Here is a 16,021-nt window from a genome sequence, read left to right as displayed (position 1 = left end):
AGGAATGATCATGTTGGAAGCAGGCCAGTTAAATGTGTTAGAAGTCAGGAATTTGCAAGTAAAGGTTTCTACGAAAAGAGATACACTGTCTCTTGTTCAAAATATAAATTTTGAAGTGAAAAAAGGAAGTGTACTTGGTCTAGTTGGAGAAAGTGGAAGCGGTAAAACTGTGACAAGTATGTCAATTCTTCAGTTACTTGATAGAAAAACAACAACAATTGAAGGCAGCATTAAACTGAATGGACAAGAATTAAACGGGTTGAATTCTAAACAGATGAGGAAAATTCGTGGTAAGGATATTGCCTTTATTATGCAAAACCCAATGAATGCTTTTACACCTGTTTTAACGATTGGTCATCAATTTATTGAAACGATCCGTTCTCATATATCATGCAGTAAAAATCGGGCAAGGGAAATTGCTATTGAGGCTATGAGTGATGTTAATTTACTTGAACCTGCAAAGCTATTAAAATCTTATCCTTTTCAATTAAGTGGTGGAATGCTTCAACGGGTTATGATTGCTATTGCAGCTTGTACACACCCAGCTGTAATCATTGCTGATGAACCAACAACAGCACTTGATGTGAAAAATCAGAAAACCGTACTTTATCACTTAGATAAAATACGTGTTGAATATGGATCAGCGATTTTATTAATTTCTCATGATCTTGGTGTGATAGCAGAAATGGCTGATGAAGTAGCTGTTATGCAAAACGGTAGAATTGTTGAGAAGGCAGATGTATTTCAGTTATTTGATGATCCTCAGCATCAATATACGAAAAAATTGTTAGATGCTCGTCCACTACTGCATGAAGATGAAACAATCATTCATTTGGCTTAGTGTTGCTGGACTTTTTAGGGGTGAATAAATGAATTTATTACAAGTGAATGACATTTCTCATAGTTATGGATCTCGAAAGTTTTTTGACTGGAAGGGTAACTCATCTAAAAAAGTTCTTGAAAATGTATCTTTTACTATTGATGAAGGAACTTGCTTCGGAATGCTCGGTTCAAGTGGAGCTGGTAAAAGCACATTAGGAAAAGTGATTCTTGGCTTAGAACAGCCACTAAGCGGAAAAGTTCTTTTTCAGGGACATGATTTTTATACAGCAGATAAGCATATCCGTCACAAAATCCGTCGAGAGCTTCAGGTGGTATTCCAGGACTCTTACTCTTCTGTAAATCCACGTTTGACTGCAGAACGTATTATTGCAGAACCATTGGAGAACTATGAAAAACTTACTATAGCTGAACAAAAACGAACAGTTATTCATTTATTGGAAAGAGTAGGGTTGAGTGAAACTGACATGAAAAAATACCCACACCAATTTAGTGGTGGTCAATTGCAAAGAATTAATATTGCTAGAGCTATCTCATTAAAGCCTAAGTTGATTGTGTTAGATGAATCTGTTAGTAGTTTGGATATGCTTAATAAAAATCTTATACTCGATTTACTAATGGAGCTAAAAGAAGAGTATGGGCTATCTTATTTCTTTATTACACACGATATAAAGGCAGCTTACACGATTAGTGATACTTTAGGAATTCTAGATAAAGGGAAGTTAGTCGAGTTTTATGATTCAAAAAGTCAATTTTTCAGTTCAGAGCACCATGTTGTCAAAGAAATGAGAGATTCGATTCTAGCAGAGCATCCGAGGAATCGTTCAATTAGGATTAAATATGAGACAACTTAATATGGCATGAAATTAAAGAATCCATTTTAAATATCTTTTCAAAAAAATGGATTCTTTTTATTTTGTAGGTCCTCTTCATTAGAAATCATAATCATTCTTTGATATTGATAGATTAACTTATCTAATTTTTGACTTTGAGAAATGGTTAGAGGGTGGTTTAAGCCGAGTGTTTTTCCTACTGCTATTAGCTCATGTTTATGGAAGGTAATTTTATTTTTCAATTCAGTTTCCTTAGTAGAGTATTTAGAGATTGTGCTATTCACCTTTAAAACTCCTTTAATTAAAGATTATTGGATTCAGAGAATTATATTACCAAATAAAACCAAAGATGTAAATGCTTTTGTGTGCTTTGCATGAATTCGTCAAGAATTTAACATACATTTAAATTAGTGCCTTTATAAAATAAGAAAAACTGTATCTTAAAATGTCGGTAATTTACCATTATCCTTCCGTAAAAGGCTCTAAATATTTAGGCTATGTATAAGCTTAATGTTGATCGCTAATGTAGTGAAAGACATGAGGCTTCCACGGAAGAAGCAGAGAGAAATACCTCTTAGGAAAAGCAACAACAAAGTTTACTAGTTGTGGGTTAATAAAAGCTAGGTGTAACTTTTACTGAAAATACTCGTCTATTTATTGGAGAAAATAATTATTTATTATTTCTATATTATTCAAAATACTACTATTGTTCTGTAAGATTGAGAGGGGGTTATTTATTGTATAAAAAGAAGAAGATCATTTCATTTTTTTACTATTATTCACTCTAACAATTTGGTTTTCTTATTCAATAAATCAGCCACCTAAGTGGAGTGGTAAATCTGAGAGTGGCAACTGGGATTCAGATTTCACTAATGAATTAACTTCGCCTAAGGGCTACTGGAGTGGAAAACTCTATTTTAAACAAGATAAGCAAATTACGATTCAAAAAGTTTCTCTTATGAAAAACGGTAACATTATTCATGACTGGGATGGAAATGAAGTGATTATAAAAAGGGAACCTGTTGAATATCTTTATACAACACAATCATTTGGTAACAAAAAAGATAAATACATATTGAATATAAGCTGGAAAGATAAAAACGAAAAATTAAATGACACTATTTTACTTACTCCAAAGATAAGATATTTTGTTATTCCTAGTTCTTTATTTTAGGGATATTTATGACCCCCATGCTATTATGTATATTCAATTTAATCATGTAAAGGACTTCAAAGAGATTGGGATATAAGGATTTTGATAAAATAGAAACCGAAGAATGGATGAAGGTATAGTTACGCTGCTTCAACTTTAGTGATGCTCCATTGTGTAATCATTGGTAAGGTCTTAGAATCATTAGACCTACAAATTAAGATTCTTGATATCTGTTTGCTTTACTTGTTTTAAACCGATCCTTCATCCTCCACAAGCCTCAAGCCATAAACTTCTTATCATCCAGTTGTATATAAAGTTAGAAGATTTAGATTATACGTATAATATAAACTATTTAATTTCTAGTTAATCCGACTTTACTTATAGGGATTATGGTGGTAATATTTCGAAATAATGATTTTTTATTTATGAAGAAGGAAGTGTTAAGGTTGTCTATTTTTACAATAATAAATATTATCATCATGCTTGCACTTATTGTTGGATTATATAGTATGCAGAAAAAGCATGTCTCTTTCTCAAAAAGAGTGTTTATAGGGTTAGGTATAGGTATCATCTTTGGGATCGTTCTTCAACTTATATACGGAACTGATTCAGAGGTTGTTTCAACATCAGTTGAATGGTTCAATATTGTTGGAACAGGGTATGTCTCTTTCTTAAAAATGATTGTTATGCCTCTTGTATTTATTTCGATTCTTTCAGCTTTTACGAAACTAAAGATGTCAAATAATATTGGGAAGATAAGTGGATGGGTTTTAGGTACATTAATTGGTACAACTGCAATTGCTGCGGCGATTGGTATTTCTTCTGCGATGATCTTTAATTTAGAAGCTATTCAAATTGAACAAGGAGAAGCTGAGATTGGAAGAGCCGCACAGTTAGAAGAACAGGTAGGAACAGTGGAAGATTTAACGATTCCTCAACAAATTTTATCACTTATTCCCACTAATCCATTCTTGGATTTAACTGGAGCTAGACCAACATCAACAATTTCTATCGTTATTTTTGCAGCGATCCTGGGAATTGCTTTTCTAGGTGTAAAACGAAAAGAGCCTCAATATGCAGAAAAGTTTGCTGATCTTGTTGAGACATTTTATAAGATTGTCATGAGAGTGGTAACACTGATCTTAAGGCTTACTCCATATGGGGTTTTAGCGTTAATGACAAAAGTGACAGCGACTAGTGATTACACGGCTATTTGGAAATTAGGTAAGTTTGTTTTGGCATCTTATGCAGCTTTAATAGCTATGTTTATTATACACTTAATTATTTTAGCAATTGTTGGTTTGAATCCTATAACTTATGTGAAAAAGTCATTTCCTGTACTTGCTTTTGCCTTTACATCGAGAACAAGTGCTGGAACGTTACCTTTAAATATAAAAGCACAAACTAATAATTTAGGTGTTCCAGAAGGAATAGCCAATTTTGCAGGGTCATTTGGATTAACCATTGGTCAAAATGGATGTGCTGGAATATATCCAGCAATGCTAGCGATTATGATTGCACCAACAGTAGGAATCGATATATTTTCTCCTTCATTTCTTTTCACATTAGTAGCAGTTGTTGCTATTAGCTCTTTCGGTGTTGCAGGAGTTGGTGGAGGAGCGACCTTTGCAGCATTAATTGTATTGTCTGCATTAAATCTACCTGTTGGCCTAGCTGGCTTATTAATTTCGGTTGAACCGTTAATTGATATGGGCCGAACAGCACTAAATGTTAGCGGTAGTATGACAGCAGGTATTGTAACGAGTAAAGCGACCAAAGAATTGGATATAACCACTTATAATGATGAGAGTCAAAGTGTTGTTGAATAATACTTGATTAACAGTTTAAGAAATAAATAGTAAAAGGCATTTCTTGTTTAATCGCGAACAGGAAATGCCTTTTTCAGTTATCTTTGTCATATAAAAAAAACTATGTTTCTACTTTTCGACTACAGCAACAGGCAGTTGCTCGTAAAACTTCTATAAATGTACAAACCAAACAACTTATTGCTTAAAAATTGATAAAAAAATAAGCATTTATATAGAAAAAGGGACTATTAGTTTTGTAAGATCTATTAATGTTTTAACGATAGAATTGGACTAGTATTGAAGAGGTTGTTTGAAAAATTGAGTTTCAATATGCCATGGCTCTTTTAATTTATTTACTATTCTTTCTCCTATGATTCTTGCTTGATCTTCACTAGAGAGATTAGGGAGATAACTTCCCAAGGCCGTAAAATGCCATCTGGAGTAGGGAAGGACTTTTCAAATTGTATCGCTTTACCTTTTTCCCAAGCCATTTTGTAGTTAGAATAGGCTCTGAGCACTTTTCTTATTTATGAGAGGTCGTTATTTTCGTCATTTATTCAAAAAGGGGATAGAACAAGATATAAACGATTTTATACATCTTACAATTATTAGCTTCATTGTGTTGACGATAAAATATTAGAACTTCTTAGAGATTATAAAAAATAGTCTTGTATTGCGATAGTATAACCTATTAAGTAAAAAATTAAGAAAAAAAAGAAATGCAAGTTATAGAAATAACCTGCATTCCTCGTAGATGCATAATTAGTAAGTTGGTGTAAAGAACCCTGCTGACCCAACAATAATCAGTAGGATAAACAATACAACGATCAACGCGAAGCTATTGCCTGCATAACCTGACATTGTTTAACACCTCCTTAGCCTTACATTACTACTCTATGTAGAAGAGAAGAATTTGTTCGTGAAACAGTAAGAATTGGACTATTATGCTAAATAGGGCTTGTTTTATCAAAGCTTTTTTCTGCAAGTATTGTAAATGAACCTAATTATCTGTTTGTAACTGTATTTTCTCACTTGGTTTATGTTAAGTCATACTAAACTTCTATACCGGCAATCCCAAAGCCACCAGGTCCAGCATGAGTAGAAATCATTGCTCCTGCTTGAATCCATGTGATATTGGAGAAACCATGTTTCTTGGCGATTTCATTTATCTTTGTTTTAATTGAATCATCAAGTCCGACGGAGTATTGAAAATAAAGCTGTTTTCGATCAATAGTATATGCTTGTAAAAAATCTTCGATTAGTTTTTCTGCCACAACATTCATTTGTCCACGATATTTTTTCGTTGAAATAAGTTTTCCTTCAAGAAGTTCAATTCGTGGCTTTATTTTAAATAAAGCTCCGCCAAGATAAGCCATATTACTCACTCGTCCACCAGCTTTTAGAAATTCTAAGCTCCCGGGCACAAAGGCAAGTCTAGTTTTAGGAACGATTTTTTTAACTTTTTCAATCAAATGAGTAGGTTCAATTGTAGGATTTTCATTTATTAAAGAAACAGCATACATGACAACTGCCGCTAATCCACCTGTCACATTTAAAGCGTCAATGAGAAAAACGTGATCAAAATCTTCCGCTGCGATTAACGCATTTTGAAAAGAAGAGGATGCTTTAGATGTATAGCCAATATGTATAATAACGCAATCTGGGCATTCGGATTTTATCTTTGTGAAAAAAGTTTGATACTCATAAACATTTGTCGCTGTTGTTGAAGGGATTTTCTTTGTTCGCTCATAATAATCAAAAATATCTTGTACAGGTAACGAACCATCTAAATAATCTTTATCTTCCATAATAACATGCATTGGTACCACTCTAATCGAATGCTTGTTAACTAAATCCTCTGGTAAATCTGCGCCACTTTCTGTAGATAAAATAATTTTGCTCACTATATTACCCCCTTGATAGTAAAAAGCCGAAACTGTTCGTGTAATCTATTAGAAAGATCTTCTTTACTATACATGAAAAAGGTTGTTATTGGAAAATTGAAAACATAAAGTGCGATAGAATAATTACCTCATTCTTAAAGAGTATTCCTATAATTAGGATAAATTAGTGGTGTTTTCCTAATTAGTCACTTCACATGTATGATATAATTCAGGTATAAAATTACTATAAAAATTTAAACAGGGCTGTTTTATTCAAGGTACTAACTGTTACACACGTTTCGAAAACAGCACTTATCAATAAATTCTGTCAGTGTAAAAAAAGCAGGTGGATTCAAGGTGAAAGCAACATTAACAACATATCAATGTCCGATAACTTTGACAAATAAAGCAAAGGAAAAGATGCGGGAGCTCGGGTTTGATGAGCGATCGTTTTTTTTATTGGAGAAATCGTTTCACATTTATATAGAAAAGTATCCGCAGTCGGCAGATCGCATTGTTACGGCTGCGTTGTTTTTTGATAATGTAAAAAATGTAAACCTGGCCGAAAAATCTAATAATTTTGCGGTTGTACTTCATTGTCTTGTTAAGCAAGATCGGTTTGTTGCAACAAATGTAACAACAAGAGCAGCTCATATACCATTGCATTCTAATTGGCGAAAAGCTTTAGATATTGCTTTTGAATATAATTCAGATCGAAGTGAATCCGTTCCAACTGATTTACTGAACTTAATTTCCAACATGCCTGTTGCTCAGGAAAGTTCAATGTACGTGAAAAAGCGTATTGCAAGTTGGGAAGGCTATTTGAAAATTCAAGAGCGCGGTGCTGATATTCCTGATATGACTTCCCGTTATTCAAGGCTACTTTATAATGAAAATTTCAGCCGAGTTACGATAACAGGGTGCCAGCTTAATGAAAAGGAATGGAAATCAATCAAGGATTTAAGTGTTAAGCTTAAAGGTATTGATAAGGATATTGGTAAGGTACTAAAAGTGAATCGATCTCAAGCAACTGTTGAAGTAGAATTACACGGTTATATGGAAGAACATGCTCGAAAACAGAAGCTTGAAAATCTTCCAAAAGAAGTAACCTTTAGTAATTTTGCGGCATTAAGTCAGGTGAAAAGATTAAGGCAAGGCTTTAAGCAATTAGAAAATGGTCTTGCTGCGAATCCTGAGCTTGAACGGCTTTTATTCGAAAATAAACCACCTGTGAAAACAGTAAAGAAGAAGGACAACCTTCAATTTCATAATCGTTTGAACGAGTTTCAGCAAGAAGCGGTTATAGGAGCTATGTCAGCAGAAGATTTATATGTTATTCAAGGGCCACCCGGCACAGGGAAAACGACGGTTATTTCTGAAATCTGTTTGCAAAATGCAAAGGCAGGACTGCGTACTTTAGTGGCATCACAGTCAAATTTGGCTGTTGATAATGCACTTGGTCGATTATTAGCAAACAAAGATATTAGAATACTTCGGGTCGGGCGCACAGAGAGCATTGAAGAAGAAGGTAAAAAGTTCATAGAAGAAAATGTCGGACAATATTGGAAAGATCACACACTCCAGGAAGTTTCTACTCAATATGAAACTCGTAAACAACGAGAAATGCTTATCGAAGATGAAACGTCTGAGAATGAAAAAGAACAAAAGCGATTACAGCAAGCTCTTGAAAACGTTGAAGAAGAGCTTAAAGAAAAAGAGAAAGCAAAACATCAATATAATGATTTAAAGTCTTTCATTGATAAGCTTCAGAAGGACATGCTTGGTGTTGAACAGGAACAAGATAGTGTAGAGAAGCAATTACAGAAACTAGAGAGCACAATTCGTACTCTGACTAACTCTATTGAAAAAGACGAATCGTTTTTAGCTAATGAAAAGGATAGTAGTTTACTTGTAAAAGAAAGTGATGAAAATCAACAAGAAATTGTGAAATTGCGAAAAAGTGTTATTTTGCGAAATCTTGAAGACGAAATTGCAGAAAAAATGCAAAACATGAAACAGGTTTCCTCTGAATCAGAGAAATCGAAAGAAGAAGTGAAAAAGATTGATGCTGTAATAGAAAGAATGACAAGTGTGAAAAAAGTCGATGTTCTAAAATGGATTATGCTAGAACAAAATATGAGTCGTACGGTAAAAGCTGAACAATGTATGGAAGAAATTGATGTGATTCGTAGTAAAATAAGCAAAATTGATAAATTAAAAATGTATAATGAAACGTTAAACCGTGCAATTACACATATTGAGAAGCTATTACAGAGACAGAACATAACCATAAATCAAATTCAAGAACGAGTGAAAAATGTGAAAGCAATTTCTACAACAGCTGTTGAAATTGATCAATTTTTAGATGATTTGAGAAATGAATTAATAGAAAACCCTAAAATCCTTCCTCAGAGACTTGGTATCATTTTGGAAGGATTATATAGTAGAAGGCTATTTATCTGGAAAAATGCGAAAATGCTAAAGTCATATGATTACTATATAAAAATGGCTCAGCAAGTACTTCAACAATTAAAGCAAGAACTAATCCTACAGCTTCAGTCTAAACAGAATGATTATAAACAAGCACATGAAAAGTGGATGAGTGTGATGGACGAGAAGACCTCAAAACTCTCTTTTCTACAACTAGAACATAAGCAAATGATCGAGTCAACAGAAATCATTTCAAACGCAAAAGAACTCCTTCAACAAAAAGAAACAAAGGCACTTGAGCTTCTGAAAAAGAAAGAGCAATATGAGCAAGCTAAGCTTCGGATTGATGATAATCATCAAAATCGAGAAAAAAAAGCATTCATGATGCAAGAAGAAAAGCAAAAAGAAATAGAAATCATAGCTAGAAGATCAGAATTGAAAAGGTTGCTAGATGAAAAGGAAAACGAACGATCACCATTAGAGCTAATACTATCTACTGAACCTGAAAAAGAGCAAGAAAATGTTTTGAAACGTTTAGCAAGTGTTTCTTTTACTCGAGAATCACTAAAGCAGGAAAAGCTGAAGCTTCCTTTATTTCAGTCAATCCAGGGCAAGTGGCTATCGATGCTAAAAGATGCTAATGATCATGATTTAAATGAAATTAGAAAGTTATATGTGAAGCATTCAAATGTCATTGGAACAACATGTGTGGCATCCGCTCGTAAAGATTTTATTGAAAGCTATCCAACTTTTGATGTTGTGATCATTGATGAAGTATCAAAAGCAACTCCTCCTGAGCTGCTTTTGCCCATGCTTAAAGGAAAGAAAATCATATTAGTTGGTGATCATCACCAGCTTCCACCTCTTTTAGGTAACGATACATTAGAGGAGACTCTACAGGAAATGGCTGAAGAAAGTAGTGATTTTGAGGGAAAAACCGAATTGAAAAACTTGTTAAAAGAGTCTTTATTTGAACGCTTGTTTAAAAATCTACCAAAAGCCAATAAAACGATGCTTGCGATACAATATCGGATGCATAAAAACATTATGTCAACTATATCTCAGTTTTATGAGCAAGAAAATGAACAACTTCTATGTGGCTTGTTGGATTCTAATAAAGACCGTGATCATCTTCTTGAATCACCGCTTATTAAGAGGGGAAATCATTTACTATGGGTGGATATGCCAAACGAGTCATCATTTTTTGAAGAAAGAATGAAGGGTGGAAAAAGTCTTTATAACCCTTCTGAATTAATCAAGATTGGTGAACTACTAAAGGAAGTGGATGAAGCAGTTCGAGAGGCAAAACAAGCTGGGAGAATGGATGGTGATGAAAAGAAAAGCATTGGTGTTATAAGCTTTTATGGTGAACAAGTAAAAAGAATTGATCGGATGATTTCTCAGGAGCTCCGCTTAACAAATTTAACAGTCCGCACAGGTACTGTGGACAGGTTTCAAGGAATGGAAATGGATGTGATCTTGTTGAGCATGGTGCGTAATCATGATAATAAACAAGATGATATAGGCTTTGCTAAGGATTATCGCAGATTAAATGTTGCTTTATCAAGAGCAAGAGAGCTGCTGGTGTTGATTGGCAGTACGAAGATGTTTACCGAGTCTACCAAACATAGAGATACTAGATTGATGTATAACCATGTTTTAGAAGCGGCAAAAAAACAAGATGGACTACGAACAGTGAAAGAGGTGAGCTTGTCATAAATACATTAAAAAATCACCTTCAAAAAACATTACTTGAAAATCCAGCTATTACTATAAAAAACTCAGTTACCTGGCATTTACCTCTCATCACATATGATGTGACATTTAAGCGAGAAAAAAGATCTAAAATGGACATTCTTATGAAAATGATGCTGCACACTTTTGAACAAGCTGAAATCCGACGTGCAGCTAATTTGTCTGAATTACTGCTTGTAGAAGAGCTGTTTATAGAAGATTTATTAAAGAAAATGAAGAGAATGGATTTGATTAAACTAGAAAATCAGATTTATAGATTAACATTAAGAGGCCTTAACCAGCTTAAGGAAGGAATCATTGCAGAAGAAATGGATGAAGAATCAACAACCGTTTCATACAGTGTGACTCATGACGAACTTTGGCCAGAAATTTCTGCATCTTTATCTGAAACAAATGGAGATTTACCAGCTTTTCGTTACACTAAGCAAGGAGATTCCGAAAAAATTACCGAAGCTAGATTATTACAAATGCTTGAAGAAAAAGAAGAAGTGATAGAAGAAGATAGCTTTCAAACAGTAGTGTCTGTTGTGACTAGCTTTACCGAACAAAAAGTTGAACATATACCATGCATAGAATTTCAATTGTACAATAAAGAAAAAGAAATATTCTTTGCGCGAGTATGGAATACATTGCTACAACGCTGGGATGAGCAACTAGAAAAAGAAATAGAAGAGAACGAAATGGTGGAATGGCGGGAAAAATGGAAAACAGAAGATGAAGTTGCTAAGTAACAGTTTATTTCTTCCTCCTTTAAACTTGACAAAATTCAACAAAAACCGGGTGGTGACACTAGGCACGTGAAAAATCTTCAAGAGTACTCTAAACACTTTCAAGATGAGATGAACTGGCAAATTAAAACAGATGATTATGAGAGAACGAAGTCTTCTTTATTAAATAATTACATGTTACTAACAACAGAGGTTGCGGAAATAGCCGAGGAATTGAGGAAGGCATTTAATTCTACAAATACAGCTATAAATAATGGTATGGATGAACATGAAGCATTTGAAATGGCGAAAGCTTCTATTAAAGAGGATTTAGGAAAAGAATTAGCTGATTGTTTAGCTTATATCACAAAGTTTGCTAACTACTTTGAGATCGATTTAGAGGATAGTTTTTATACTAAGATGGAAGAAGTTAAAAACCGGAAAAATAAAGATGTTGGCTTGGTGAATAAATAGAGAATAATATATAGGTACAGCAACATAACCCATCACAAACATTGATATAGGAATGTTTATGATGGGTTAAATTATTGAGATTAATAACTTGATGCAAAAATTGGTTCAAGAGTAAATTTCATCTACATAACTTTATTGGTGTAGCTTCTCTTTTTTCGAAAGAATAAATATAGTTAAAACCACATTCTTTCGCCATCTCATAGGCAGTACGAAGATTCGCTCCAACAGAGTCAGCTTTGTGGGAATCAGACCCAATGGTTAGAATTTCCCCTCCCAAATCTTTATATAGCTTAATAATATCTATAGAAGGTAGGGGTGTATTAAACTCCCAGCTAAGACCTGAAGTATTTATCTCTATGCCTATATTTCTTTCAATTGCCTTTTGTAAAATATGTACAATTATTTCTTGATGTTCATCTAATTGATAGTTTCCATATTCTTTATATGCATATCGCTTCATCAAATCCAAGTGAGCAATAACATCAATATCAGCTACAGATACCATTTTGTAAAGCTCTTCAAAATAAAGCTGATACGCATTCTGGTGATGTTCTTTTAGAACCAATCGTAATTTTTGATTATTAATATTATGGATGGATCCTAAAATGAAATCTAAGTTAAGTGGTTTAAGAGTTTTATTATATTTATCCATTAAAAGATGTGGTTCACAAAGTTCAATACCAGCTCTAATTGTTAAGTAATCTTGAAATTTCTCTTTGCAATCGTTTATATCCTTCAAGTATTTTTCAAAATTCATATGCCCGTATGTCGGTGCTAAGGGATTAACTGAGAAATGCTCGGTAAAGCAAATTTCTTTTATTTGTTTGTCGATCGCTTTTATACAAACGTCCTCCATAATGGCTTTCGAGTCGAATGAGTGATTTGTATGATGATGGTAATCCATGAGATACATAATTTGCCCCCTGATTGTAGGTTATTTATCTATTATTCCTACAATTTATTAAAAATGCAATGGTAGTAGGTTATTTTAGTATTCTAAATGAATAGTATTATTCTGATATAATCTTAATGACCATGACATCTTGTGCAACTAAAATACCTTTAGTTTAAACATGACAATCACAATCAAAAAAACACTCTCGAATTTTTCTATGGGAGTGTTTTGAATTTGAGTTTTTTTACCTTTCTAAATTTGTTGGGAAATTAATGTATTTTACGTTATATTTTTGATCTTATTTTAGTAAAGATTCTGCACCATCAATAAAAATTTCTGTTCCTGTTATATGTGAAGATAAGTCAGAAGCTAAAAAAGTAACTAAATGAGCAACTTGAGCCGATGTTCCTGGTCCATGTTCAAGAGGTTGATCTCCTTTAGGATAAACAATAGGAATCTCAATATTTTTGACATCAGTTGATCGATGGATTGATTGTTGAATGTTTGTTTTAATTGCACCAGGGCAAATCGCATTTACACGAATTTTATAGCTAGCTAGTTCTAATGCCGCCATCTTCATAAACGCAAGCTGTCCAGCTTTTGAGGTACTATATGCACTAAATCCAGCTTGGGAAAAAATACGACTTCCACTAACAGAGCTTGTGATAATAATACTACCTCCATGTTCTTTCATGAAAGGAATGGCATATTTAACCGTTAAAAAGGTACCTCTTAGATTGGTGTTGATGGTTTTGTCCCATTCATATTCATCCATCGTTTCTATCGGAGCCAATGTACCAGCAATACCAGCGTTAGCAAACAAAATATCAATTCTACCCCAATGATCCTTTGTAGCTTTCATGCCATTTTGAATCTCTTTTGGTGATGTAATATCACATTTTTGAACAATGCTAGTACCGCCTAGTTGTTCAATTTGTTTTTTTACCATAATCAAATCTTCGTCATGAATGTCTAGCAAACATACATTGACTCCTTCGCTCACTAAGCAAAGTGCAGCTGCACGTCCTATTCCTGAGCCAGCACCTGTGATGACGGCTACTTTTCCTTTAAGGTTATGGTTACTTAGCATAATTAAATCCTCTCCGATTTTGATATTTTTACTATCTTTTACAAGAATGTGTGAAGATAAACAGTGCTTATGAACATAACCAGCATATTAAATGGTAGGTGTTGAACTTCTCTGATAAAAACCACAAATCCTCAACTTCTGTTATAATCCTTGATATAAAAGGTGATTATTATGTTGAAACTAACCATTTAGTTTAAGTGTAATTATTATTTATCAAAGGCTGTTTTCGCATAGATGGTTGCTCTCGGTAAAATCCCTGGGGCCGGATTTTTACCCTTGATACAAGGGATTTTCTTTCTGAATCAGGAGAGCAGCTCTTTTCTTCCATCCTTACAGGGATATTTTTGGCAATCATGGCGATATATTTTGAAATTTATATTAAAAAGCAACAAAGTTTACGAAAAGAGCCTTATAAAAAGAGTAGAATTCGATAAAATAAAGAAAACTGACTTAATAAATCCCAATGCTTTATCATGTAATTAAAGGAGTTTTACACAAATGAAAATACTACAACAAGCAAAAACAATCGTTCGCTACGAGTATCAAGATCAAGTATATTATGGACTTGTTGAAGAAGATGAAATTATAGAATTATGCAGTAACTTTATAGCTTTAGCCAACAATGAACTAAATGATAATGGAGTAAGGGTTAAATATAATGAAGTGAAAATCTTAGCTCCAGTCACTCCTTCAAAAATAGTGAATTTTGGTTGGACATATGCTGAACACGCAACTGAAACTGGTGGAAAAGCTAATCTTGCTGAACCTTTTCTGTTTTTAAAACCACCTTCTTCAATTATTCCTGATCAAGGTGAAATCATTCTTCCGTCCACACACCTAACTAATCAGGTAGAACTTGAGGGAGAAGTAGCACTTGTTATTGGAAAACGTGGGAAAAATATTAAAGAAGAAGAAGCGTTGGATTATGTTTTTGGTTGTACTATTTTTAACGATGTAACAGCAAGAGACCTTACTAAATCAGATCCTCAGTTTACTAGAGGTAAAGGCTTCGATACATTTGGTCCATTAGGTCCGCATATTGTCACAGGAATAGATCCATCGAACTTAAGCATCAAGACAACTTTAAATGGAAAAGTGGTTCAAGCGGGAAATACGAAGCAAATGTCCCATTCAATTCCTAATTTAATCAGTTGGATTTCACAAGTTATGACACTTGAACCAGGAGATGTTTTAGCTACTGGTTCACCATCAGGGAGTTGTCCAATGAAATCTGGAGACACTGTTATTGTTGAAGTGGAGAAGATTGGTAAGCTAACTAATTATGTTAAATAAGGCTCTTTTCTGAACGATTGTTACTATGTAACCAGGATTTGGAGTGAAAACAGTGTTTCTTTTAATGAAAAAAAGATTAATTTAAGTTGCAAAAGTCCTTCAAGCTGTAAAAGTAGGAGAAGGACTTTTACTTTTTTTTCTTCACATTTTCAAAATTGTGCTGAAAAATCACAAAATCCTTAATTGATCATATTGGGAATAAACAGACATTCTATCAAATGAATAAATGTTTATTTTGCTTAGTGAAAAATGAAGAAACGTGATTACCATTTTTTATTATAATGGTATTTTCCGAAGTACTTATTATACTTGTTATACTTCCATGTGTGATGTTTGGTGTGTTTTTTATAGCCAAGTTGCCATTTTTTATTGTTTTTATCGTCTTTCTTACTAATCATGTTGTATTTTCTGTAACTTTTGTTATTTTTCTTAGCATACTTTTTTTTGTAGTAAAAATTATAGTTGAACTTATGGTATCCCGAGTAAAACCAATTTCCATACCTTTTCTTGTCATAATCTTTCTTTTTACCCAACTAAATCATCTCCCTACTTTAGATTAAAAAGAGAAAAAATAGATATCAAAACTACTGATTCTACCATTCCTCTCTTTGCTATTAATCTATTCAGTTAAAAATAATAGGGGTAGACAAAGTATGTGGTTTTGTAGATTTTTTTTGATTTTAATGATAATTATCTTAAGTTTTAGGGAAAATTTTTATATATATTGTCGTTTAAATGTACTATTTACTCTAAATGGCAGATTGGAAAAGATTATTAATGATTGTACGAATCAACACATTACATATATTACTAAGTGAATTTTAGTAGTTTTACTATAATATCTAGAGCAGATTAGGAAA

14 protein-coding genes are annotated in these 16,021 nt (G+C 33.3%); 8 read left to right on the top strand and 6 right to left on the bottom strand.

Features of this window, described 5'->3' with window-relative positions:
• Window positions 1-10 precede the first annotated feature (10 nt).
• On the top strand, window positions 11-841 hold the full coding sequence (nikD, locus tag LC076_RS03850) for a nickel import ATP-binding protein NikD (RefSeq protein WP_226666333.1): 831 nt from the start codon (window positions 11-13) through the stop codon (window positions 839-841).
• Between the two features lie 28 nt (window positions 842-869).
• Entirely contained in the window at window positions 870-1,694 is an 825-nt protein-coding gene (nikE, locus tag LC076_RS03845) for a nickel import ATP-binding protein NikE (RefSeq protein ID WP_226666331.1), read from the top strand.
• A 38-nt stretch (window positions 1,695-1,732) separates the two neighbouring features.
• Here the strand turns inward: nikE and LC076_RS03840 are convergent, their stop codons facing one another.
• Entirely contained in the window at window positions 1,733-1,957 is a 225-nt protein-coding gene (locus tag LC076_RS03840; RefSeq protein ID WP_226666330.1) for a Spo0E family sporulation regulatory protein-aspartic acid phosphatase, read from the bottom strand.
• A 674-nt stretch (window positions 1,958-2,631) separates the two neighbouring features.
• Between LC076_RS03840 and LC076_RS03835 the strand changes: the two genes are divergently transcribed.
• Together LC076_RS03835 and LC076_RS03830 are read left to right on the top strand one after the other, a co-directional pair.
• Window positions 2,632-2,847, top strand: a complete 216-nt coding sequence (locus tag LC076_RS03835; RefSeq protein ID WP_226666329.1) for a hypothetical protein — start codon at window positions 2,632-2,634, stop codon at window positions 2,845-2,847.
• A 425-nt stretch (window positions 2,848-3,272) separates the two neighbouring features.
• Window positions 3,273-4,655, top strand: a complete 1,383-nt coding sequence (locus LC076_RS03830; protein WP_226666326.1) for an L-cystine transporter — start codon at window positions 3,273-3,275, stop codon at window positions 4,653-4,655.
• 741 nt (window positions 4,656-5,396) lie between these two features.
• Here LC076_RS03830 and LC076_RS03825 read toward each other — a convergent pair.
• Together LC076_RS03825 and LC076_RS03820 are read right to left on the bottom strand one after the other, a co-directional pair.
• Window positions 5,397-5,495, bottom strand: a complete 99-nt coding sequence (locus tag LC076_RS03825) for a YjcZ family sporulation protein (RefSeq protein ID WP_226666325.1) — start codon at window positions 5,493-5,495, stop codon at window positions 5,397-5,399.
• Between the two features lie 191 nt (window positions 5,496-5,686).
• Window positions 5,687-6,538, bottom strand: coding sequence for a DegV family protein (locus LC076_RS03820; protein WP_226666323.1), 852 nt, complete (start codon window positions 6,536-6,538; stop codon window positions 5,687-5,689).
• A gap of 336 nt (window positions 6,539-6,874) precedes the next feature.
• Here LC076_RS03820 and LC076_RS03815 point away from each other — a divergent pair, with 336 nt between their 5' ends.
• The 3 genes from LC076_RS03815 (at window position 6,875) to LC076_RS03805 (ending at window position 11,883) form a co-directional block, all read left to right on the top strand.
• The gene (locus LC076_RS03815) at window positions 6,875-10,666 is read left to right on the top strand and encodes a DEAD/DEAH box helicase (RefSeq protein WP_226666322.1); all 3,792 of its coding nucleotides are present in this window, start codon (window positions 6,875-6,877) and stop codon (window positions 10,664-10,666) included.
• A 140-nt stretch (window positions 10,667-10,806) separates the two neighbouring features.
• The gene (locus LC076_RS03810) at window positions 10,807-11,433 is read left to right on the top strand and encodes a hypothetical protein (RefSeq protein WP_226666320.1); all 627 of its coding nucleotides are present in this window, start codon (window positions 10,807-10,809) and stop codon (window positions 11,431-11,433) included.
• Window positions 11,434-11,499: 66 nt separating this feature from the next.
• Window positions 11,500-11,883, top strand: a complete 384-nt coding sequence (locus LC076_RS03805) for a MazG-like family protein (RefSeq protein WP_226666318.1) — start codon at window positions 11,500-11,502, stop codon at window positions 11,881-11,883.
• A gap of 118 nt (window positions 11,884-12,001) precedes the next feature.
• Here LC076_RS03805 and LC076_RS03800 read toward each other — a convergent pair whose 3' ends face one another.
• Together LC076_RS03800 and LC076_RS03795 are read right to left on the bottom strand one after the other, a co-directional pair.
• Complete coding sequence (locus LC076_RS03800; protein ID WP_226666316.1) at window positions 12,002-12,796, bottom strand: histidinol-phosphatase HisJ family protein; 795 nt, start codon at window positions 12,794-12,796, stop codon at window positions 12,002-12,004.
• Window positions 12,797-13,076: 280 nt separating this feature from the next.
• Window positions 13,077-13,868 carry an SDR family oxidoreductase gene (locus LC076_RS03795; protein WP_226666315.1) on the bottom strand — a complete coding sequence of 264 codons (792 nt, stop codon included), beginning with the start codon at window positions 13,866-13,868 and terminating at the stop codon, window positions 13,077-13,079.
• Window positions 13,869-14,366: 498 nt separating this feature from the next.
• Here LC076_RS03795 and LC076_RS03790 point away from each other — a divergent pair, with 498 nt between their 5' ends.
• Window positions 14,367-15,161, top strand: a complete 795-nt coding sequence (locus LC076_RS03790; protein ID WP_226666314.1) for a fumarylacetoacetate hydrolase family protein — start codon at window positions 14,367-14,369, stop codon at window positions 15,159-15,161.
• A gap of 263 nt (window positions 15,162-15,424) precedes the next feature.
• Here the strand turns inward: LC076_RS03790 and LC076_RS03785 are convergent, their stop codons facing one another.
• Entirely contained in the window at window positions 15,425-15,694 is a 270-nt protein-coding gene (locus LC076_RS03785; RefSeq protein ID WP_226666313.1) for a hypothetical protein, read from the bottom strand.
• Between the last annotated feature and the right edge of the window lie 327 nt (window positions 15,695-16,021).

This window comes from Metabacillus litoralis, assembly GCF_020524045.1.
In the GTDB taxonomy this organism is placed as follows: Bacteria; Bacillota; Bacilli; order Bacillales; family Bacillaceae; genus Metabacillus; species Metabacillus litoralis_C.
Note: the sequence above shows the minus strand (reverse complement) of the source record. Positions and strands in the feature narration are given on the sequence as shown.

Excerpts from the sequence above, each read along its gene's own strand:
- nikD (WP_226666333.1), top strand. The coding sequence starts at position 11 with ATGTTGGAAGCAGGCCAGTTAAATGTGTTAGAAGTCAGGAATTTGCAA.
- nikE (WP_226666331.1), top strand. The coding sequence starts at position 870 with ATGAATTTATTACAAGTGAATGACATTTCTCATAGTTATGGATCTCGA.
- LC076_RS03835 (WP_226666329.1), top strand. The coding sequence starts at position 2,632 with ATGAAAAACGGTAACATTATTCATGACTGGGATGGAAATGAAGTGATT.
- LC076_RS03825 (WP_226666325.1), bottom strand. The coding sequence starts at position 5,495 with ATGTCAGGTTATGCAGGCAATAGCTTCGCGTTGATCGTTGTATTGTTT.
- LC076_RS03810 (WP_226666320.1), top strand. The coding sequence starts at position 10,807 with ATGAAAATGATGCTGCACACTTTTGAACAAGCTGAAATCCGACGTGCA.
- LC076_RS03800 (WP_226666316.1), bottom strand. The coding sequence starts at position 12,796 with ATGTATCTCATGGATTACCATCATCATACAAATCACTCATTCGACTCG.
- LC076_RS03795 (WP_226666315.1), bottom strand. The coding sequence starts at position 13,868 with ATGCTAAGTAACCATAACCTTAAAGGAAAAGTAGCCGTCATCACAGGT.
- LC076_RS03790 (WP_226666314.1), top strand. The coding sequence starts at position 14,367 with ATGAAAATACTACAACAAGCAAAAACAATCGTTCGCTACGAGTATCAA.